Source organism: Acetobacter malorum, from assembly GCF_001580615.1.
GTDB classification, from domain to species: Bacteria; Pseudomonadota; Alphaproteobacteria; order Acetobacterales; family Acetobacteraceae; genus Acetobacter; species Acetobacter malorum.
Window position 1 is genome coordinate 112647 of the sequence record NZ_LHZC01000048.1, and the last position, 21689, is coordinate 134335.

The 21689-nt window shown below is 51.9% G+C and carries 17 protein-coding genes; 8 read left to right on the plus strand and 9 right to left on the minus strand.

Annotated elements, in window-relative coordinates:
* Positions 1-54: 54 nt before the first annotated feature.
* The 3 genes from AD930_RS07985 to AD930_RS08000 all read left to right on the plus strand — a co-directional run bounded on the left by AD930_RS07985 (position 55) and on the right by AD930_RS08000 (position 3318).
* Positions 55-756, plus strand: a complete 702-nt coding sequence (locus AD930_RS07985; protein WP_156476934.1) for an NUDIX hydrolase — start codon at positions 55-57, stop codon at positions 754-756.
* Between the two features lie 346 nt (positions 757-1102).
* Entirely contained in the window at positions 1103-1810 is a 708-nt protein-coding gene (locus tag AD930_RS07990; RefSeq protein ID WP_061505805.1) for a nucleotidyl transferase AbiEii/AbiGii toxin family protein, read from the plus strand.
* 806 nt (positions 1811-2616) lie between these two features.
* Entirely contained in the window at positions 2617-3318 is a 702-nt protein-coding gene (locus AD930_RS08000) for a hypothetical protein (protein ID WP_061505807.1), read from the plus strand.
* 60 nt (positions 3319-3378) lie between these two features.
* On the opposite strand, the gene AD930_RS17400 is transcribed toward AD930_RS08000, so the two are convergent.
* A complete protein-coding gene (locus AD930_RS17400) occupies positions 3379-3897 on the minus strand; it encodes a Bax inhibitor-1 family protein (protein ID WP_082781763.1) in 519 nt (172 codons plus the stop codon).
* A complete protein-coding gene (locus AD930_RS17770; RefSeq protein ID WP_156476935.1) occupies positions 3852-4088 on the minus strand; it encodes a hypothetical protein in 237 nt (78 codons plus the stop codon). The genes AD930_RS17400 and AD930_RS17770 overlap by 46 nt, the downstream gene beginning before the upstream one ends.
* A 234-nt stretch (positions 4089-4322) precedes the next feature.
* On the opposite strand from AD930_RS17770, the gene AD930_RS08015 reads away from it, so the two are divergent.
* Entirely contained in the window at positions 4323-4808 is a 486-nt protein-coding gene (locus tag AD930_RS08015; protein WP_061505810.1) for a Spy/CpxP family protein refolding chaperone, read from the plus strand.
* A gap of 302 nt (positions 4809-5110) precedes the next feature.
* On the opposite strand, the gene AD930_RS08020 is transcribed toward AD930_RS08015, so the two are convergent.
* The 7 genes from AD930_RS08020 to AD930_RS18095 all read right to left on the minus strand — a co-directional run bounded on the left by AD930_RS08020 (position 5111) and on the right by AD930_RS18095 (position 10557).
* Entirely contained in the window at positions 5111-6307 is a 1197-nt protein-coding gene (locus tag AD930_RS08020) for a disease resistance family protein (protein ID WP_061505811.1), read from the minus strand.
* Positions 6308-6345: 38 nt separating this feature from the next.
* Positions 6346-7221 carry a hypothetical protein gene (locus AD930_RS08025; RefSeq protein WP_061505812.1) on the minus strand — a complete coding sequence of 292 codons (876 nt, stop codon included), beginning with the start codon at positions 7219-7221 and terminating at the stop codon, positions 6346-6348.
* Between the two features lie 63 nt (positions 7222-7284).
* Entirely contained in the window at positions 7285-7917 is a 633-nt protein-coding gene (locus AD930_RS08030; RefSeq protein WP_061505813.1) for a hypothetical protein, read from the minus strand.
* A 320-nt stretch (positions 7918-8237) separates the two neighbouring features.
* Positions 8238-8750 carry a hypothetical protein gene (locus AD930_RS17775; RefSeq protein WP_156476936.1) on the minus strand — a complete coding sequence of 171 codons (513 nt, stop codon included), beginning with the start codon at positions 8748-8750 and terminating at the stop codon, positions 8238-8240.
* Between the two features lie 83 nt (positions 8751-8833).
* The gene (locus AD930_RS08035) at positions 8834-9115 is read right to left on the minus strand and encodes a hypothetical protein (protein WP_061505814.1); all 282 of its coding nucleotides are present in this window, start codon (positions 9113-9115) and stop codon (positions 8834-8836) included.
* A gap of 82 nt (positions 9116-9197) precedes the next feature.
* A complete protein-coding gene (locus AD930_RS08040; protein WP_167375161.1) occupies positions 9198-10157 on the minus strand; it encodes a site-specific integrase in 960 nt (319 codons plus the stop codon).
* Between the two features lie 10 nt (positions 10158-10167).
* Positions 10168-10557, minus strand: a complete 390-nt coding sequence (locus AD930_RS18095; protein ID WP_167375162.1) for a hypothetical protein — start codon at positions 10555-10557, stop codon at positions 10168-10170.
* Between the two features lie 369 nt (positions 10558-10926).
* Here AD930_RS18095 and AD930_RS08050 point away from each other — a divergent pair, with 369 nt between their 5' ends.
* From AD930_RS08050 to AD930_RS08070, 4 genes are all read left to right on the plus strand, one after another.
* Positions 10927-11604 carry a hypothetical protein gene (locus AD930_RS08050; RefSeq protein WP_156476937.1) on the plus strand — a complete coding sequence of 226 codons (678 nt, stop codon included), beginning with the start codon at positions 10927-10929 and terminating at the stop codon, positions 11602-11604.
* A 4-nt stretch (positions 11605-11608) separates the two neighbouring features.
* Positions 11609-12931 (plus strand): hypothetical protein, encoded by a 1323-nt coding sequence (locus AD930_RS08055; RefSeq protein ID WP_061505818.1) that lies wholly within the window; start codon positions 11609-11611, stop codon positions 12929-12931.
* Between the two features lie 513 nt (positions 12932-13444).
* Positions 13445-14293: a hypothetical protein gene (locus AD930_RS08065; RefSeq protein ID WP_156476938.1), complete on the plus strand. Its 849-nt coding sequence runs from the start codon at positions 13445-13447 to the stop codon at positions 14291-14293.
* A gap of 427 nt (positions 14294-14720) precedes the next feature.
* A partial coding sequence (locus tag AD930_RS08070) for an autotransporter-associated beta strand repeat-containing protein (RefSeq protein ID WP_208598586.1) occupies positions 14721-21689 on the plus strand: 6969 nt, incomplete at its 3' end.

Below are 21689 nucleotides of genomic sequence, written 5' to 3' on the forward strand. Positions count from 1 at the left end.
TGATCGGCAGGGCTGTTAGAGTGAAAACCAGACTAACTCGATATGGAGAAAGCAATGTCCGAGGAACTCCTATCTCAGCCGTTGGCCAGAGATAGCGAAGGGTATGGAGTACCCCTCGTAATGGTCGACTGCGCGATCTTCGTGATCAGTGGCGGAGATCTGAAGGTGCTCCTTCCAACGCGCAAGAAGCAGCCGGACGAGGGAATGCGCGGGCTGGTCGGGGGGAGGCTCCATACCGATGACGACTCAACCCTCGAAGACGCTGTTCGTAGGGTGGTTGTAGGGAAAATTGGCGTCGACGTTCGCTATATGGAGCAGTTGTCAACTTACGGCGGCCCTCTGCGCGACAGAGGCGGGTGGACAGTTTCTGTGGCTTACATCGCTATGGTAGACGTCGCTCTCATCCCGGAAGAGCTTCATGGAGACCTGTACCGCGTGGAAGAGGCCGCGGAGTTGCCCCTGTGCTTTGATCACCAGCGCATCCTGACTGACGCCATTCGCCGCATGCGAGACAAGGCCACTTATTCATCCCTGCCTGCGTTCCTTCTTCCTGAGGAATTCACGCTTAAGGATCTGAGAGAGGTTTATGCCGTTGTCACGGGTAGTGAGCCTGGGAAATCATGGTTTAGGGATCAGATGTCACGGCAGGGGCTTGTTGTGCCGACGGGCAAAATGTCCTGTGGTGGCAGGCATCGTCCGGCAGAATTGTTTCGAGCGTCTGGGGTCAAGACCTTGGACGGTCGGCTCAAGGTGTGATTTCTAATGAGAAAACTAAAGAAGTCAAAGAGTTACGATCCTCGTAGAGAGGCTTCAATGCGGCTAATGGAATCTAATGTCCAGAAATGGGTGTCGGCCGCGTTGAAAACGATCAATGCCCCCAGGGCTCGCGAAGCAACAGAAATCGTTTTGCTAACAGCCATACTGACAGCAGGGAGTGAGGACGCCACTCAGCGGCGGCTCGGATTACGCTGGCGCGCACACCTTTGTTCTCTGTTCGATGAAGTGCCTGTTGCCACTTTACATCACATGGTTTTGGCCGGAGCCTTTACCTTTCCGGAACTGCAGAGTGCAGTCAGGGAATACAGCTTAGGAGGAGAACGAAATGTCCCATGGATCGAAGAGATGGCCAGCATCTATCTGGCTGCAACTTCTGCCGCAGGCTCTAACGATACTCGATGAAGGTCTGAAAGCTGGAAATGAGTGGAGTTTCGGAGGTGGTACAGCCTTAGCACTGCATCTGAAGCATCGTATTAGTTATGACATTGACATATTCTTACATTCCGGAAGAGTTAGGGATCTTACACCTTATAAATGCGAAGCAACTAAGAGAATTCTTGGTGATAGAAAATTCCAATACCCAGGAAACTACTTAAAACTGGAACTTCAGGGCGGCGAGATCGACTTCCTTCAGATATCTCCTTTAACGGACGATCCTTATGTGTGGATGTCGATTAATGGGCGTGAGGTTCCAGTCGAAACACCTTCAGAGATAATTGCTAAAAAAATTGCATACAGATCCTCTGAGTTCAAATTGCGAGATATTTTTGATCTATCTTGCGCGCTGCGCGCAGACCCAGATTTTATGGATGCGGCCATCCCAGAGCTGAGTCATACTCTTCCTCTCCTGAAAAGCAGACTGGAGTTCTTGATCCCGGTCTATGAAGCGATGATCCTAAATGAGGTGAACCCTCTTCCAGGTGGCAGGGCGAGCATGTCGAAATCAGCGATAGAGCTTTGCCTTGAGGCGACTGATGGATGGATTAATAGCCTGTCGCCTGTGACCGAACCCCCTGATCCTGATATTCCTTGATTGACAAAAAACATCATGGAAGTAATTTCTTTTTGGCATCTCGTTTGAGGGTGTTTATCCACTCCTCCGTGCTAACGCAGTAGGCGGCCATTACGTCCGGAACCCGAGAGGGCGGCCTCCCGGCAACGTCGCAAAATGGCTCTTGAATTCGTGAGGGCCCCGCGCATTCAGGGACGGGATGCCACTATTTTTTCCGTGGGGAGCGAATTGAGACAGGACCCTCGGGCCGTAGCCAACTGGATACTGGATACGGCAGCCAGAATGCCCGCGATTCAGCCTCTCACTGGAAATAAACTTCATAGCCTCCTCTTCTTGGTTCACGCTCGGAATGTCTCCAGGCGTAGGGGGCGGTCATCCATCAAGGGGGAATTCGAGGCGTGGGGAGATGGGGCTTTTCACCCATCAGTCGTAAAGGCTTTCAATGCTCGGACCGACCTCGTTGGAGCGCTTCGGGCTTGCTCGAAAAATTACGTTACCGGTGAGACGCGCCCTATCAATCAGCCTATTGATAGCGATTTTCTGCTTGATATCAGGGAAGTTCTGACAAATTCGGGCAGACTCTCAGATGAACAGGTTAACCGAATGATCTGCGCACCCGGAGGGCCTTGGGACCACATTCGGAAGAAAGTGGTGGAGGGGAAGGCGGTCACCTATCAGATCGACCCTGAGATTATTGCGTCGCGAATACGGGCGATGCGTCTTTGTCTTGACAGCACACTCGGATGACTGCCTTGCATCGGTCCATGGCATTATGCCTGCACATGGAATTTTGAAGCTTTTACCGGGCTGCAGGGAGACTTCTGACAATGAAATTTAAAACGGTTGAGGACCTCAAGAAGGCCTATCCTAGTGCCTTCAAAAAAGATGGATCTGTCGATCTTACAGCCAAAACAGAGATCGAGGAGCTTCCAGAGAACTGGCACGTGCCAGGCACGCTTTCCCTCCGTCAGTGCACAGGGCTTACCAGAATTCCTGACGGCCTTAATGTTGGCTGGGGGCTGGACATGAGGCGGTGTAAAAATGTCTCGCACATTCCGGATGACCTCCGCGTTGGGCAAAGCATGGTCTTCACCGGCAATGATCTGGTGAAGCATCTTCCGAAATATTTGACCTTAGGCGGCTCCCTGTTCCTTTCTGATCTGAGCAATCTGGAGGCGATGCCGCTATGCCTCAAGGTGGGGAAGGATGTCTCGATTGCGCACTGCGACTCCTTGAGAGAGGTGGGGATGCATCTCGATCTTCGGGGCAACCTCAGCATCAAGCGATGTGCGGATCTGACGGAGGTCAAAGCGGAAATTAATATTGAAGGTAGTCTATGGCTTTCCGAGATGCCGGCCATGGAGGCGGTTGCCCCGCAGAGCCGTATCAGGGGCGACATCATTATCGATGATTGTCCTGGCCTGTCCGATGTAGACCCCATTTTCTACTGTACCGAGATTTTAGGGGCGGTCACAGTTGATGGCAAAAAGGTCTGGCCATGCCCGGAGCCGGAAACGCCAGCCCCATAATGGAAAAGCCCGCTGCAAGGCGGGCTTTCTTTTGTGTTCCATCCAGAGGCGAAAACGGTATTAATTTTTCTCGCCGGCCACAAGGAACAATAGATTTACAAAAAGATTGACGATATCCAAGTATATATTAAGTGCGTCCTCTGCAACATCATACAGGTCTGAACAGTTACTGCGGTCATTATGCTTCTGAACAGCCAATTGAGTATCGAATGCAATGTATCCGGAGAAGAGAATTACGGAAGCGATGTTCAGAGCCGTCATTAGGTGTGCGCTTGCGAAAAATAGGTTGCCAATGGACATCAGCAAAAGTGCTGTGAGACCACAGAACAGGAAATTGCCAAGCCACCCCAGATTGCGCTTAGTTGTGATCGCAAAAATTGACAGGGCAAAGAATGTCGCCGCTGTGATAAGGGCCGAACTCACGATTGATGAGCCAGAAAAGCGGAATGGTAAAACCGCCATGGGCAGGCCAATACAGGCGCTTATCAGATAAAAAAGTCCGAGAGAAAACTGGGGCGGTGTGAACGACTGGCTTACGAAAACACGAGAATGAGAAGGAATGGTAGAAGAGATACCGATGTGCCAGCTATAGTCAGATCATGGTCGGGACGAAAAAAAACATCCCGAATTCCCGGAAGATGGAAGGCCAGATAGGCGACAAGAGCCGAGACGGCCAGTCCGATCGACACCTGCAGATAGATGCGACCGAGGTGAACCCCGGCAGGTGATTCAGGGATGTCGCGAACCATGGTAAATTCATTGTTGTTCATGCAAGCTCCAAATGGAAATTGTAAAAAACACACCTTTGTGGCACGTAAGGCATCTTTTCCATGGATTAATATTCTAAGAAAAACAAGAACTCAAATGTGTTTTTTCCATAATTAAGAAATTCTTTATTGCTCGCAAAGGTTTAGTGTCTATTCTGGAAGTATTGCGACACATTCCTGTCAAATTGCGCGTCCAAGTAAGCCTTGCACGATTACCAATCCAAAGGGAGTTTGTTCGTGAGAAAAGCCATCAAAGGCATCGGTCTGGCCGCTATCCTTGCAATCGCAGGCACCTCCGCTGCTGTCGCTCACCCCCATCATGGCTTCCCTCCGGGATGCCACAAGCCTCTGGCCTTTGAGATGCTTGATGGCTTACAGCTTACGCCGGAGCAGAAGATCAAAGTGAAAGCCATTCTTGATCAGGGGCGTCCGGATCCCAAGAATGCACCAGAGATTGGAAAATCGGACGTCACGAAGCTGATCCTGGCACCGTCTTTGGATAAAGATGCCATTGCCAACAAGGAAGCAGATTCCGTGGCGCATGCTCAACAGCGCATAAAGCGTGACATTGACCAGGCCCTGGCCGTTCGTGCTGTGCTTACGCCCGATCAGATCAAGCAGGCGTCGGCGCGTTTCGATAAGATCGAGGCCCTTCACTCTCAGATCAAAGCCGAGGAGCACCCTCAGCAAGATCATGGGCCGGACACTCCAGAATTCCCGTGATTTCGGCCACTGCTGGCAATGTCGCCAAATCTATCCCCACTTAGGTGGGGAACACGTCATCCTCGCAGTCATCATGACGGATGTCTTAGGTTGATCCCCGCTCGTGCGGGGAATTCCTTCCAGTGAGACGATCCCCATAATCATGGGGAGCACTACGGAGCGTCAGGCTGGAGGCTGTGATCTGCGGGTTAATCCCCGATTTAACGGGGAACACTCTACTCTGCGATGAATGCGGCGCAATGGCTGGATCATAGTGGAGATCGCTCCCTCCGTCCATCCATCAGCCGCTTGTATGGGATGCCTTAAGGGGCGGGATGATCGACCTCGCGCGCCGGGATAACTTCGTAGCTGCCGGGAAGCATGAGCCTTACGTTGCCTGAATCGATCAGTTCCTGCGGTATCCGAATGCCGTCGCAGTCGCGCACGTCGACCCACGCATTATCGCCGAGGCTAAGATCGTGTGGAAGCTCCCTCACTCCGGTGCCACGCAAGATAAGGGAACCCCCAACATGAAGATTATTGGGGAGTTCTGTCAGTGAGTTGCATTGAGACAGGTTGAGCGTCCATGTGATGGCCATGTCATCTGGAAGACGCGTCAAGGAACTACATCCTCCTGCCTCAAGGATTTTGGATTTAACTGTCCCCGTAATTTCACGCACAGCCGTGCAGCCAGTGATATCAATTTCACTGGCGATCATTTTATGCGGGAAATTTTCCAGAGATGAGCAGCCACTCAGATTCAAGCGCGCGTTGCCGCTCCGCAATGCGATCTGGTCGGGAACATTGATAAGGCCAGTGCAGCCTGACATGTCCAAGGTCGTCCAGTCAGGATTGACTGAGGGCAGGGCGGGGAGTTTGGTGGCCCCGTTAACTATTAGGCCGACGCTGACCGTTTGATCGATATCGTCAGGCAGTGACTCAAGATTCGGCGATGCGGTGACAATCAAAACGCCAGTTTTAACCTCATGGCCAATAGCCTTGAGACCTTCGCACTCTGAAATTACCAACCGGTTCCATGCCTCGATGTTCGACAAAGACGCGAGAGATGGACAGCGGCGGATTAACAAATCTCCATTGGTTTTCAGACCAGAAGAGATGGAATTTAGTTTTGGGAGATCCTCCAGCCCTATATAGGCGGCCCGGTAATTCCCCGCAGGAAATTTCTCGAATGAATTGCAGTGTCGGACGCCAATTTGTCTGGCCGGATTAATGCTCAATGGCAATGTCGTCAGTGAATGACAGTAATGGACATCAAAAGAGTCGTCGGCACGCACACCTTCTGGGATTTCAGCTAGATCCGGAAGATTGAAAATTCCGAGGCTTCCGCCCTCGTAAGTATTTGCGCCATTCACCCCGGATGTCATCTTCCTGGTGACATGTAGGTTTGAGGGAAGTGCTGTAATCTCTTCCTGCTTCACGGGGTAGGAGTAACCATGCAGATGGATATCTCCATTCACGAAGCATGATTTCCACTTAGCTTTGAATTCGTTCATGTCCATCGGACGCGCCTTTCCTTGAGACTTGGTGTAGAGGGAGATTACGGAGAGGGCTGGTCGATTTCAGGGACTGGGATCACCTCATAGGTTTCAGGGTAGTGGATTTTTTCACCACACCTATCTAGGACCTTTTGAGGGATTTTGATGCCGTTGCAGCCCGTAAGCAGCAGTCCTCTCTTCACGATCAGGTCTTCCGGCAGAGCTTCAAGCGCTGTGCACCCGCGGACATCCAGCTCTTCGACGACCAGGCCGGAGGGCAGCTCGCTGAGTGACGTACAGTCTTTTGCAAGGAGCCATGATATCCTTCCAAGATCAGATGGAAGCTCCTTCAGGTTTTCGCACTTAGAAACATTCAGATAGGACTTCAAGCCAAGCCCCTCGGGTAAATGCGTAATGGGCGTGTTTATCAGTGATAGGCCGTGCCGAACCACTGTGCCGTCCGGAATTACCCGCACCCCTGATTCATCAAGATGCAAATCAGACAGGGGAGATAGGCCTACCGGCAGAGAGGTAAGTGCCTTGCAGTGTTTGGCACTGAGGGAGCCGACCTTGATTGTGGAGGGAATTTCGGAGAGGTTGGAACACCCATCTACAGCCAGCCCATGAGTGACCGTCAAAACGGAAGGAAGGCCTTTCAGGGCGGTGCAGTCGCAGAACCGGGCATAGTATAGAGAAAGGCCTTCGGCGATTTTCGTCAGAGATGGGCATTCTGAGGCCGTCAGGTAGAGTTTGGGAGCTATCCCCGCAGGGATAGCCCGGAGGTTAATGCAGCGTGAGAGATTGATGTGGCCGTCCGATGAGAGGTTTTCTGGAAGGCTTTCGATCTCAGCTTTACCCGCAAGGAATAACGATCCATCAGCTTGGAAAGCTGTAGGGAATTCCCCTCTTAACTCGCTGAGTTTAGTATAATGCGTCACTTTGTGGTCTGCCTTTTTCCCTGAGGTAATTGCGGGCGAGATGAGCGGTGGAGACGTTACGGGTTAGGGTTCCATCCCCTCATCGGGTTCAGGATTCCAATCCTCAGGAAGCGGCTGCATATCATAAGTTTCGATAGCGGCTTTCAGAGTTTCCGGAGAGAGTGTGTTGCCCTCAAATTTAATGATATAATTCTCGCCGGTAGTGCCATCGTCCCATAGCAGATCCTTCACAGCCCAGGTCGCGTCATTGTCTTTTGACGGCACTTTATCCAGGGTTATGGAAACAAGGCCCACCATGTCAGGAGAAATGGCGAAAGCACCATCCTTTGGAGCGATTTTGATGCGACTGAAATCCCCAATATCTGAGAGGGAGAAGTTCGGGCCATATGCTGCGAAAGAGGTCGGAAGAAGCGTCCCGCTACTATTGGGGCGGGACATTTCAACGTCAGCAATCTGCTGATAACGGGCTTTGTCACCCCAGAAAGACAGTTCCCAGGCCATGTTCCCCGACAGCTCGCTTTTGAACCGCGACGAGATAGCCGGCGACACCCCGAGCTCCTTCAGAAAGTCGCCAAGAGCCGGGCTGTCTTTCAGGTAGAGGTCGGATTCTCGGAACGAGAATGGAATTGAATTTTCGCGCACGAAGCTAAAGAGTTTGTCTTTGAGCGCGGATTCATTGCTTACAGTGGAGGGCATGGCTCAACTTTCATACAAGGATAATTTCTGAGCAAAGAATATTTGCTTTATGTGCAAGGAACACCCTTCTAGCTTAAAAAAGCTGAACGGTGCTGTGTGCGCAGGCTACCGGGGTGATAGCCTTGCCCTCAATTGATAGATTTGGGAGGAAGATGTGAGCTTTTTTGATAGTGACGATTACCCTGGACGGTACGACAGGAGTATCGGCAGCATCATCTGTTCATACGTTAAAAGCGTAGTGACCGCATTCCTTCGGGCCTGCCGGTGTAGATGATCCTCCTCAACAGAGGAGGAGGCATCCTTGAGACTGGCGGAGGAGCTTACAGGGCGGGGCCACAATCAGCAGACGGGGGTGAAGGGAGCACGCAGGAGTGTGGAAGGATTATCTTTCCATCGTTCTTATCCCAAACATCCCAGGATATACCCTCCACGTGAGATCTTTCCGCAATGATTGACCCTTTGACCACCAGATCTTCTGGAAGGGTCTTGATCAGCGGGCAGCCCGATATTTCAAGAGTGTCGACGTTGAGGCCCGCCGTCCCCTCAAGCCTTACGTTGTCGCAGCTCAGATAGAAGCGCTGCCCTACAGTAAGCTTGTTCGGAAGACTGGTGAAGCTATTACAGCCGGCTAAAGTCAGGCCGTCCGGGCAATTCAAATTTTCAGGTAGGACCCGGAATGCGTTGCAGCGAACAATTGACAGCCAGCCTACCCTTGTCTCAGGCGGCACAACTTCAAATATCGGGCAATCAGTAATGGATACTTTTTTGGCGGAAAGGCTTGACGGCAAAGATCTGATTGCCACGTTCTTGCCTATAGTGAGGTCCGTTATCAAATCCAGACCATCCGGTAGGTTCTCTACAGGGCATGCCCATATAGACAAGGATTCACTAACTCTAAAGCTTTGAGGGAGATTGGTCAGTTTCGGGCAATTCTCGAACCAGGCGTCATCGAGCTTAATTCCGCCCCGATGAACTCAAGCTCCGGGCAGTCTCTGGCGATCAAATTTTGAGCCTGAAGGCTGCTGGGGATAGATCTCAGGCTTGAGCATCCACTGACGTTGAGCGCTTCTAAATTCATCCTCTCAGGGAGGCTTTCAATGTCTTTATGCCCTGAGAGGTCCAGATAACCATTAGTCTTTGCGCTTGCAACTTCAGCAGGAAAATCCCTTTTGAGATCTTTTTGGGTTCGATAATGCATGCTGCTGTTCTTTCAGGCTGAGCTTATTTCGGTTGTCCTCCCATGGATTATCGACGCTATTGGTGCAACCCACCATTTTTTTTCACAGTCCTATTTTTGATGATACACTTTTGGCCCCTAGTTTTGATCGCCGGATGTATCGCCTCATCGTCGTGAGAGTCTTATGTCTCGTGTGGCCCATGATATCCTCATCCATTGCACCGCTGCGATAAGCCGTAGTTACAAATCCGGACCGCAGGCCATGGGGAGAGATAGGCTCCATGACTGTCCCTTTAATCCCCGCCATAGCCGCACGTTTTTTCAAAATTTGACGCACGGCGTCTGGAACCAGCCCTTTCTCGTGGACTTTCCCCCACCTGTCGACCTTACGAAATATTGCCCCATAGCTGATCTCGGCCGCTTTCATCCATTCCTTAAGGGCGAAAACCGGACAAGTCTCTGAAGAGCTGCCGCGGGCGATGGTGAGAACTGCTCCCTCCGCCTCCGCGTCCGTCTTAGACCGCTCGATGGTGATCTGCATTCCATCATCGATGAACCTGATGTTAGCCACTGTGAGAACAACCAGCTCAGATCTTCTCAGAGCGCCACTAAACCCCATGAGGAAGAGGGCTTTGTCGCGCAGCCCTGTAAGGTCATCTCCACAAACTTCTATAAGCCTGACAATTTCATTGGTGGTCAGGGCGGCAGCCTGCTTTTGCGGGGTTGCGTGGTTTCTGGCGATCCCTCTCAATGTCTCGCGGATAGATTTATGATGGACGTCGAGGGGGTGGTTTTCATGCCGATGTTTACGCGCAATGGCCGCCACGCGCCTCCTGAGGGTGGACATTGCGTATGCCTCTCCGCAGGAGGCGAGATACGCTCCTACAGTCTCCGGAGTAGCCGGCAGGGCGGGCAGAACGTTAATTTTACACCATTCCTCGAATGCGGCCCAGTCTGTTGCATATGCCCTTGTCGTGCTGCTTGAGTCAGCATCGCTCTGATATTCATGGGACAGGCTGATAGCATGTTCGAGGGTTTTGCCGGATTTTGATTTCACTGTCATGGCATTCACATCAAGAGTTTCTGGTCGTGGAGCGGGCAGGCGGGCAGGCGGAGGTGTCATCTGCTCTGTAGCTGCGCATCGAGGCGGCCCGCTTCTCTCTAAGCATTTTGTCGCTGAGGTGCGCGAGATTGTCCCCAGAGAGGAGTAAGATATTTTCAGTCTGGACATACACGCCAGCGCCAGCAGTCCATATTGACTGGATTGTCGTTTCCAGGTGCTTCTTACTGAAGCCAATACACAGTGGGGAACGGAAAAAGACAATCTTCTCGCGACTTGCCGGCGTCAGACCTGGTACGCGGTCAAATGTTTCATGCGAGAGGTCAGAAAACATCTCTTGCCGTTTGGGAAGCTTGTTCTCCCATTTGGTTGTGCGCACACCGATTGCGTCGTCGATATACATAGCAATACCAGTCTCGCCGTGAGGGCCCTCGTGCGCGCGAACAGTGCGTATCCACGCTCTTGCCCCGCCCTCCTGATATTCGAGAGGAGGGAGGTGTTCATGCAATGTTATGCATGCGAAATATGGCGATCCTGATTTTTTATTACCCTGTCTCATGAGATCGACTTTCCAGATAGGACTTTCCCTATCTGTAGAAAAAAGAATTGTCAGACGCAATGGGCTAACTTATTATATTCGTAGAAAAAGACTGATAGTAGAACGGAAAAAGAACGCGTTATGTTTTTGTACAAATCGAATTACACCGCAAAAGAGAATGCACATTACTCCTTTTGTTCTCTTATGCGACGCCAGGTTAAAGGTGTCATCCGCATGGGGGCTTGTGCAGTCGCTATTTCAGGGCTGGTCTCTCTCTCCGGCTGCTCTGGCGTTGTCGTAAATGGGAAATTTGTGCCCACCGGCTCTCCTGAGGCAACTTACCAGTATGCCGGCCATTCGTACGATATCGTGCCAGCGCTTGGGAGAACAGATCGGATCGTTCTCCGGGGAAGCAAATATTCAGCCGACACTCAACTCACAAACGTCAGCCTTGTCGCTCAACAGCAGTTCATCAATGAAAGCGTGGTGGTGATTAAGGGGAATAAATATTCAGGAGACTACCTGCCGACGTGGGAAGTGGTCTCAACACGTGAGAACGGCCTTAGCATCCACCGCATCCCATCGGGGGGCGGCAACCCACCATACACGTTCTCTTTCAATCAGGATGGCCTGGTAATTCATACGGCTGATGGTCCTGGGATGTTTTATCGCCAGAACAAGTTTTATAGCCTGCAAAGTTACGAGCGGGCTGAAGAGCGGAACCATTACTCTTCGGCAGGGGCATACAGCCAAAACACTCGGCGCCACCATCAGGTCACGGGAGAGGCGAGAGCGGAGGGTCGCCCCCCTGCTCAGGCTCAGGGGAAATTTGTGGATGATGTTGGTCGCGTGAGCGGCGGGGGGCTTTCAGGCTCTGACGCTATCTCCGGGCATGTTGATTTGCAGGAATAAGGGCATGTGCAAGTCTGGGGCTGGTGAGGGGCGTGGGTATTTGCCATGGATCACCGTCATTACGTTCGTTTATCTCGTATTTGAGCTGTCGTTTAATGCTCGCCTTCTGGATGTGATCGGTGCTGGCGGAAGCGCGAACGCCGTGAAAAACATCGAGGACTGGGGACGCATACTCTCCGGCATGGCCGTAACCATTCTGATCTGGGGCAATTTCATCATGCCTCGGCGCAGTCTGTCGGTGGTTGCGCGTATCGTTTTGATGGCAGTGTCTTGTGTGATCTGTGTAAAATCAGTCTATACGCTTGAAAAAAAGCTGGTCACACATTTTGTCGATATCTCCTCCGGGCAGCAGAGGAAAGAGGCTGTTGCAATCAATTTTGTCGTCGGAGGGGTGCAGGACGGCAGTATCGATCTCAGTGGGTTTCCCCTGATTGTTGGGCCTAAAGCATCAGCATCCGACAAGCAAATGATGGCCATTCTGCCATTCTACGTTCTGTCTCTGAAGAATGTTGATCTTAAGATATCTTCTGGGATCAAGACTGCGATACACAATGCTATTGTTCGCAATAGCGTGAACTCGCAGAAATTGTTCGACGATGGTTACAAGCCGTTTGTGAACAGAATGCACGATACGTTCAAGGATTATTCCAGACTTGAAGGTGAGCGCGTTAAGGGGACCTCCTATCGGCGGCACATGATTGATGTGTTCGGGTACTTGCCTGCCAACCCGTACTACCGGTTCAGCGATTTCTTTGCCTCAGCCGGAATTCAGCATAAGGCGAAAGAAAGTCTTGGGATAGACAATGCCACCTTCTCCATTCCACCTGACCTCACGCCGTATACATTCCGTTCGGACCTCTGGCCCAAAGTCATAGGTTTTCGCACGGACGATATTTTCGCGAACCAGATAGACCATCCGGCCAAGGATTATGAAAATGGTGGAAGTAGAGAATTAGTGGGTCGTAATGGCATGGAAGCTATGGTCGCACCTCCAGTGGCTCTGTTCTTCTCTGTTCTTGGCGCTCTGACGCACATCTTTAAAAGCGTTAACTATCTTCTGCGGTGGAAACTTCCAGCACTTCGCTTCCGCAAAACTATACTCATAGGATCGCTACTTGGCATCGCCGCCTTCGTAGGGTGCCGGCAGAATGCCATAGTTGACACCAACCTTTACCAGACTATGGCAGCATCCGTCTGTGCATATTATCCTTATGGAAGCCTGATGTCGCAGGCGTTCACTTGGCTGATAAAAATGCAGGCAGTTTTTTATCCAATAAACGAGATGGTGAGAAACACACTCTTGTTTGGCCTAACCTTCGGAGCCTGAGGAGGTATAAGGGCGCCCCAGGCTTAGAAGACCGGCACAGATACTCGCGCCGGTCATTTGGGTGGCAGCGAGATTCAGACCGACGTCCTTCGCCGCGGAGGGGGAGGGTTAGCGCATCCGAAGGTTGCTGAGGATAAAAATAATCATCCCTACTGATATCAGCATGACGCAATAAGATATGTCAGATATCGTGTTGAAAGTTGCTGCATCTAAAGCAGACTTTAACAAATAACTTCTCGCGAGACTGGTAATAGCGATTTCGATCATCAAGGTGAGCGAAGTCACAAAAATGATAAGCAAGAAAAAGGTAAATTTACTCTGTGGCATGCGCATAATTTGTTCCTTGTCGGCACCGGCCGTCATAAAATAATGAATGGTAATTATCGCATTTTGGAAGGATTGCCGCAAGTCGATCCTCCATACGGGGAGATATAGTGACCAAACATATCCTATTGAGAAAATCACCAAAATATGTATAATATATTCAATTAAATCAATATTTTGGAAGCTATCATGGAAGAAAAGTCAAGCAAAATGCCTCACTCTGTATCTATGTGCAGGGAGGTGGCCCAGAAGTTTTCAGAAATCCATGAGACGAAGAAGAAGTTCGATCTGATCAATGAAGAACAGTGGAATTTCTTGTGTGGGTGGTCTCTTGAGGCCGTGCAGCCGGAAAATGGCCCTCCGATACCATCCTATCATACCATTGATGCATTCAGGCAGTGTGGGAATGATCTTGCGAGGTCCTGTGGCGTGGAAGTGGCGGCGCTCGCTTATCCAGCTTCATCGACCTCCTTGGTAAGCAGTGGGGTAGCTACACTGTTTCAGATCCTGCGGGTCATGAAATCGACCTCCGCTGCTGGCGCCTGGGGGGGCTTCATATCAGAGGCGATGAAGTTTTACGATGTTGTGTTTTTGGTCGCTTTGCGCGGGTTTTCCCAGAAATATGGGGGGATCGCAGTTCCACTTGAGCCTGTGAAGGAGTTCTCAGAAATTCGATGTGCCTCAGCAGACGAGGCTGTTCGTATTGCTTTGCGCAGGACTTCTGAAAGAGATTTGAATGAATCTATGGACATCACAGGTCAAGATGGCTCTGTTATTCGACTGTCTTCCATCCAAGAGGTGAATGAGTTTCTCTCCATTCTTGATAGGGCGTATTTTTATCAGGATGGGAAACTCGAAGGGCGGTATATCCACGCGCAGTGGGGGAAGGGGAACGTTTCTCTAAATATTGCTGGTGAGGAAATGAACACAACTTGGGCGTCGCTGGAGGTCAGAAACGGAACTGTCGGTAGGCTTCTTAATCTGGCCGGGCCGAAGGACGCCTTGCGCGCCGGAAGCCTCCGTTATGGATGGATATGATTATTCTTCAGGTAACATGAATAATCCATAATCCTTACGCTGCAAGGCCTTGCCCGTCGTCGCGCGGCATCCTCATGTCCATTTTAAGTGGGATGTTGCCTCGACTGCATTCTGTCACTGACCTTCGGCGGCCAGAGTTGCGGAGCTGTGTTCATGTTGGATTCAGAGAGAAAAACACGTTCCGCTAGTGCCGGATAACAAAGCGCCGCTCCACAAGGAAATTCTATTCTCTTCTATTCCTTCATGAACCTGCGAAAGAAAGAATATTAACATCTAAATTTTAGCGGAAAAGGTAAATATTTACTCACATGCAGGTTGGAATCCCCGAGCCAATCTTACCTTGTAAGATGCCATCTGCTTAAGTATCTTTTTGATAGCAATCAAACGTCATTTTAATGATCTTCCTCATCGGGAAAAGAAGCTATCAATGCGCAACTCCTTCCGCCGCCGTCTTGAAATGTTCACTGTTCTCACGTCGGTTGGGTGTGCTCTTCCCGTTATTTTTTCCGATCAGGCTTCAGCGGATACTGTAGTGCTGGGATCTGGCATTACCCCCACAGGTTCCGACGATGTCATTGTTAATGATGTCGAGACCGTGGATGCATCATTTTTTTCGACTTATACGGGCACCACGACAGTCACCTCTACCGGAACACTAAATGTAACTGGAGGAGCCGCTGATTGGAAAAGTGACAGTGTCTTAGTAGATAATGGTGTGCTTAATAGCGCGAAGGGCACTCAAATCAATTTCAGCTCAATAACAGGCTCAGGGTCTATTGTTACTGATGGTCTCATTTCCTTGGGAGGTGGGCTATTTTCTGGAGACATTTCTGGTGGTGGCGTTATTGATGCAGGTAATATCACTTTAACGGGCATAAATTCCCTTTCCGGCGCCTCGGCGTCTGGAAGTTCACTCGTTGTTGTGGGTCCAGTTACCACAGACTCTCGTGGCCTTGGGAGCGGTCGTATCGTACTGGAGGGTAATCTCCACCTTATCCAGGACTCGGATGCTTCAATCCTGAACGATATTATTGGCCCTCCTAATCAGGAAATAATCAAAGATGGAACGGGCACGATCACGCTGAAAGGCTCTGATAGCGCCAACCCCTCGATATTGATCAATGAAGGCGGATTGATTGACGGGAGTAGCACGGCCTTTGGCACAGGTTCTATTACCATGGCCGATGGCACCAAGGTTGGCTTTGGAGTAACCGGGCTTTCACTTTCAAACAAATTCTTTCTTAATGGTGACCCGACTTTCGAGGTTGACGGGTCTCAGATTGACACAATAAGCGGTGCAATCGTCGACGGCGGCACGCCGGGCGATCTGGTCAAGACTGGCAGTGGTACTCTGGTTTTAACCGGAGCCAATACTTATACCGGCGCGACCGATATACAGGCAGGTAAGCTTTCGCTGAGCGGAGCGGGAAGCATCTCTGCGAGCAGTGATGTGACTATCGAGAGCGGTGCGACGTTGGATGTCGAACAGGATGCATCGATTAAGAGTTTGGATGGTGCTGGAGATGTTGTTGGGGATATTACGCTCTCAAATGCTGCGGGTTCGTTTGCTGGGAACATATCGAATAATATCACAGTATCGGGCGGATCAGAGTCTTTTGGTGGCGGCACTATCGGTGGCGTTTTGTCGATTAACGGCACATCCACCGTAACGATTGCCGATTCAGAAACTGTGATGGCGTTGTCAGATGATGGCTTAGGAAAGGGAACCCTGAATCTTTATGGGGATTTGAGATTAAATGGAGATTCTTCTTTTTCTGGAGAAATACATGGTGGCGCGGGGGGGCTATACCTTTATCAAGGTACAACTACATTTAGCGGTAATGACACATCCCCTATAAGAATGGTCTCTGTCGGCATAGATACAAAACTTGTAGTGGAGGGGAATGCTGAGCGCGGGGGTATGTTTTCCGCCGGGTTTATAAACGTTGTCGGGACCCTAGAGTTCGATACAGCGGCATCGACCGTGTCCGTGCTTGATGCTCACGGCGTATCCGGCATTGGGAGTATGTTGGTTAAGGGCGATGGCACGTCCGGCATTCTTAAGATGGCTTCCTACCTAACGACCCATCTTCATGGAAGCGCGTCAGGTGGTGTTGCCCTTGAAGTGTCTGATGCCACAGTAGAAGGGTCTCCGGCAGCGCTCGGCTCCATGGGAACGAGCACTATCCTGCTTGTCGATGGGGGGACGCTTCTTTTTGATTCTTCCGGAACAATGCCTGAACAGATAACGGATCAAGGTGGTGATAGTGGCGTCGTCCAGAAAGATGGTGCCGGCCTAATCACTCTGACCGCCAACAACACCTATGGTGGTGGGACAACCGTCAACCAAGGCGGTTTGGCCGCAGGCAGTGACACGGCATTCGGCACTGGTACGGTGACGATGGCCGATGGCACGGTGATGTCATTTGCGGCAGCTAACCTGACACTCGCAAATAATTTCTCCTTAAATGGTGACGTGGAATTTGGTGGCAAAGACGGAGAAATTAGTGGTGTCATTTCTGACGGGAATATCCCCGGAAAACTTATAGTATCTGGCCCCGGATTTTTGACGCTTTCAGGCGTAAATACCTTCACCGGTCAGACGCTGGTCAGAACAGGTAGCACTCTCTTATTGAAGTCTGGGGGATCTATTGCAAAAAGCTCCGAACTAGATGTGGAGGCGGAATCAACATTCTCAGGCACGACATCCATTGCCAGCCTGAGTGGTGCAGGTACTGTTAATGGCGACATTACACTTACAAATGCATCAGGAACTTTTTCTGGATATGATTCAGGAAATATAACTGTGGCTGGGGGTGCAGAGACATTTAATGGCGCGGTTATCTTTAGTAATCTATTAAGCTCCGGAGCTTCCTCCATCACGATTCAAGGTGCGGTTTCTTCTTATTCACTCATGGATGATGGGTCTCAGAAAGGGGCCTTAATCCTAGATGGCAGTCTAGGTTTATCGAGTTCTTCTTCTTTCTTTGGGAGCATCACTGGCGGGAGTGGCGGATTAAATATTAACGGAGGCATGACGAGCATAGGTGGCGGAACAACCGCCGGCATCACTTCAATAGCTAAAAATGCATCTCTGGTGATTGAGAATCCTGGTGGATCATGGACTGGTTTGGGCATGTCTGTAAACGGACAGTTGGCATTCGAAACTTCGTCCGAAAAATCTTCGGCTTTAAACTTGAGCTTTTTGACGGGGGGCGGGTTTTTAGAGGTCGATGGTGAAGGATCTTCTTCGGTTCTTAAAATAAATCCATCAGTGAATAATACCCTCAAGGGTATAAACAACCACAAAATATCCCTCGAAGTTGACGCAGCAACCATTGATGCCTCACCTATTTCTTTGGGAGGAGCCGGAAGTACTACGCTACTTATGGATGGCAGTAAGATCATCTTTGAGGGAGGCGGCACATCGTCAACTAACATCACCGATCAAGGAGCTGGGGATGGATCGGTACAGAAGGAGGGGGCCGGAATTGTGATTATGAACGGAGCCAACTCTTATGGCTCTTGGACCTTTATCAATTCTGGTGGTCTGGCTGCCGGCACGGACACGGCATTCGGGACAGGTGTGGTCAACATGGCTGAAGGCACGGAAGTGTCCTTTGCAGCGGATGGCCTGACCCTAGCGAACGAATTCATTCTCAACGGCGATCCGACATTTGAGGTTGATGGTACGCAGTCAGATACGGTTAGTGGCGTAATCACCGATGGCAGCACGCCAGGTGATCTGGTCAAGACTGGAGCCGGAACCCTGACCTTGACTGGCACGAATACCTACACTGGCACAACAGACATCAAAGCCGGCACATTAAGTATTGGCGTCGGCTCTATTGCCGATAGTTCAGATGTTAATGTCGAAGACTCAGCGACGTTGAACATTGCCAGTCCTTCTGTAATTCGCAGTTTAGATGGTGGTGGCACGGTTAGTGGCAATGAATTTTCCATATCTGATGCGTCAGGGACGTTTTCTGGAACAATATCCACGGGTAATGTGTCTATCATTGGCGGGACAGAAACTTTTGATGGAGCAAATATAGAAGGGAAGCTGAAAATATCTGGGGCATCACCATCAATTATTATAGGAAGCAATGGAGCCAAAGTAGGAATAATAGTTCAGTCTGACTCTTCTGCGGAAAACGCCCTAGTTTTACATGGAGATCTAACTATAGGAGGAAGCTCCGATGAACTTTCTGTTGTGGATGGGAATATTACTGGTGAAGGTGGGATTTTAGTTCAATACGGTGGCTTAGTCCTTGGTGGTGACAATACTTTCACCGGGAAAGTTCAAGTGGCCGACGGCGTTATGGTTCGCGCATACGATGGTCCAAACTATGTTGCATCTTTAGGAAACGCCTCATCCGTTACCAATGATGGCATGGTGGTATTTTTCAATCAACAGTCACCGAATGCAGCAAAACTTTCTTCCCCGGTCTCTGGTCAAGGCAAAATTATCCTTGCAGCAGGGAAAATGAAGATTGATGCGACCAATACGCTGACGGGTGCAAATTATGGTGGAGTTTCTCTTGGGGTGTCTCCCGGCACATCCGTCGAAACAACCTCTACAGGTCTCGGTTCTGGAGAAGTTGAACTATTCGGGTCTGGCATCCTCGACATTAACCAGGGATCTGACGCTACCATACCCAATGTGATAGCCGGGGGAGACGGCACTTCTGGCGTTTTCCAGAAAGATGGTGCCGGCCTAATCACTCTGACCGCCAACAACACCTATGGTGGTGGGACAACCGTCAACCAAGGCGGTTTGGCCGCAGGCAGTGACACGGCATTCGGCACTGGCGCGGTGACGATGGCCGAAGGCACGGAAGTGGCCTTCGCGGCAGACGGTCTGACCCTGGCGAACCAGTTTATCCTGAACGGCGATCCGACCTTCGAGGTCGATGGCGCGCAGTCCGATACGGTTAGCGGCGCGATTACCGATGGCGGCACGCCGGGGGATCTGGTCAAGACCGGCACAGGCACACTGAGCCTGACGGGCGCGAACAGCTACACGGGCACAACCGAGGTGGCGGCGGGCACGCTGCGGGTGGACGGCGACAGCAGTGCGGCCACCGGGGCACTGACAGTGGACGGCGGCGCGGCGCTGGGCGGGACCGGGACGGTCGGCGGCTCTGTGACGGTGCAGTCCGGCGCGACCCTGACGCCGGGCGATGACGGGGCGGACACGCTGACGATTGGTGGCAGCCTGACGCTGGCCGGCGGGTCCACCACGCAATACGATCTGGGCCAGCCGGGTGTTGCCGGGGGCGCGCAGAACGATCTGGTGAAAGTCGGCGGCGATCTGAGACTGGGCGGGACGCTGAACGTCACAGCCGATCCGTCAAGCGGCACGGCGCTGCCTGCGGGCGTGTATCGCCTGTTTGACTACGGCGGGAGCCTGTCCGGATCCGAGGATGTCGGCACAGTGGCGCTGGCCGGGGGTGATGCGGCCGGGGTGCAGACGTCAGTCACCGGGCAGGTCAATCTGGTCGTGGCTTCGATGTCTACGTCCTTCTGGAATGGAGGGAATTCTGACAACGGCGTCCTGACGGGCGGCAGTGGAACATGGAAGGCTGGCGGGCCGGGCTGGACGGATATTTCGGTCGTTGCCAATGGAAGCTGGAATGCCGGGGCTTCTGCAGTTTTTGAAGGACTGGCCGGTAATGTCGCGGTCGACGACAGCGCGGGTAATGTCTCGGTCAGTTCGATGCAGTTCGCCAATGGCGATGGTCAGAGCTACGTGCTGAGCGGCGACACGCTGTATGCGGCCGGGCAGACACTGGGGATCAATGTCGGCGACGGGACGGCGGCGGGCGCGGGCATTCGGGCGGAGATCGACAGCACGATTGATGACAGCCAGGTGGCCGGTGGCGCGCAACTGATCAAGACGGGCCTGGGCACGCTGGTGCTGGGTGGCGCCAACACCTACACGGGCGGCACCGCCATCCAGTCCGGCACGCTGGAAGTGACCAGTGCCGGGGCGTTGGGTACCGGGGCGGTGCAGGACAATGCTACCATGACGCTGGCGCTGAGTGCAGACGGCACAGTGGGTAACGCCATCTCTGGCACCGGCTCTCTGACCAAGATCGGCAGTACCTCGGTGACCCTGACCGGTGTGGATGCCGGCACCGGGGCAATGAGCGTGGATGCGGGCACGCTGGTTCTTGGCGAGGGTTTTACTCCGGCTGGCCGGATGGTGGACGTAGCCTCCGGTGCCACACTGGACACATCAGCAGTTTATGTGTCTGAGACGAGTTTGTCCGGGGCTGGGACGGTGGAGGTCGGATCTGCTGCTCTGATCCTGAGCAACGCGTCCGGAACGTTTTCTGGAGTGGTGTCAGGAAGTGGTGAGTTGCGGGTGGCCGAGGGTATAGAGACTCTTAGCGGGGTGCAGGCCTCGCAAGCCAGGCTTGGCGTGGACGCGGGGGCCTATCTGGATATCGCCGGTGCGGTCTCGGCGCGTGCGCTGGAGGGGGCAGGCACCTTCGTGCTGACAGATGGTTCCACTCTGACCGTGAAAGATGATGGGGGGGGTATATTCGCCGGGGATATTTCCGGGGTTGGGATGTTGAGTGTTGAAGGGGAAAGCCTGGCCCTGCAAGGAAACAATAATTGGTCCGGTGCGACAAATATTGCTTCCGGTGCCTCTTTGCAAATTATGGACACCCAGGATCACGCAGCCAGTTTTTCAGGTTCATCCTTAATCCATGATGACGGTATTTTTGTGATGGGAAACATCTCAGACCTTTCACATGATTCCACGCTGTCGTCCACATTGGATGGTAGTGGCGTTCTTGGAATTGTGGGCGGAACAGTAAGGTTTGAAGGTCTAAACCTGTTGACGGGCGAAAATAGTCCTTATGATGGAACATCTCTTCTTGTCGAAGACGCAACAGTCATTACCAACTCTGGCGGTTTGGGGAGTGGTGTTGTCGGTCTTGCGGGCGCCACCCTGGATCTGGAGCAGATTTCCGACGGATCGGTATCAAATGTAATTACCGACAATAATGCCGCTTATGGTGCTGGCGCCGTCATTAAAGGTGGCTCTGGTCTCATTACGATGAGCGGAGACAACGCTTATGGTGGTGGGACAACCGTCAACCAAGGCGGTTTGGCCGCAGGCAGTGACACGGCATTCGGCACTGGCGCTGTGACGATGGCCGAGGGCACGGAAGTGTCTTTTGCGGCTGACGGCCTGACCCTGGCGAACAAATTCATCCTGAATGGTGATCCGACGTTCGATGTTGGCGGATCACAGACTGATACTGTCAGCGGCGCGATTACCGATGGCGGCACGCCAGGGGATCTGGTCAAGACCGGCACCGGGACGCTGAGCCTGACGGGCACGAACAGCTACACGGGCACAACCGAGGTGGCGGCGGGC

Excerpts from the sequence above, each read along its gene's own strand:
- AD930_RS07990 (WP_061505805.1), top strand. The coding sequence starts at position 1,103 with ATGTCCCATGGATCGAAGAGATGGCCAGCATCTATCTGGCTGCAACTT.
- AD930_RS08040 (WP_167375161.1), bottom strand. The coding sequence starts at position 10,157 with ATGACAGTGAAATCAAAATCCGGCAAAACCCTCGAACATGCTATCAGC.
- AD930_RS08055 (WP_061505818.1), top strand. The coding sequence starts at position 11,609 with ATGTGCAAGTCTGGGGCTGGTGAGGGGCGTGGGTATTTGCCATGGATC.
- AD930_RS07985 (WP_156476934.1), top strand. The coding sequence starts at position 55 with ATGTCCGAGGAACTCCTATCTCAGCCGTTGGCCAGAGATAGCGAAGGG.
- AD930_RS08065 (WP_156476938.1), top strand. The coding sequence starts at position 13,445 with ATGGAAGAAAAGTCAAGCAAAATGCCTCACTCTGTATCTATGTGCAGG.
- AD930_RS08020 (WP_061505811.1), bottom strand. The coding sequence starts at position 6,307 with ATGGACATGAACGAATTCAAAGCTAAGTGGAAATCATGCTTCGTGAAT.
- AD930_RS17770 (WP_156476935.1), bottom strand. The coding sequence starts at position 4,088 with ATGAACAACAATGAATTTACCATGGTTCGCGACATCCCTGAATCACCT.
- AD930_RS08000 (WP_061505807.1), top strand. The coding sequence starts at position 2,617 with ATGAAATTTAAAACGGTTGAGGACCTCAAGAAGGCCTATCCTAGTGCC.
- AD930_RS08030 (WP_061505813.1), bottom strand. The coding sequence starts at position 7,917 with ATGCCCTCCACTGTAAGCAATGAATCCGCGCTCAAAGACAAACTCTTT.
- AD930_RS08050 (WP_156476937.1), top strand. The coding sequence starts at position 10,927 with ATGGGGGCTTGTGCAGTCGCTATTTCAGGGCTGGTCTCTCTCTCCGGC.
- AD930_RS18095 (WP_167375162.1), bottom strand. The coding sequence starts at position 10,557 with ATGTATATCGACGACGCAATCGGTGTGCGCACAACCAAATGGGAGAAC.
- AD930_RS08035 (WP_061505814.1), bottom strand. The coding sequence starts at position 9,115 with ATGCATTATCGAACCCAAAAAGATCTCAAAAGGGATTTTCCTGCTGAA.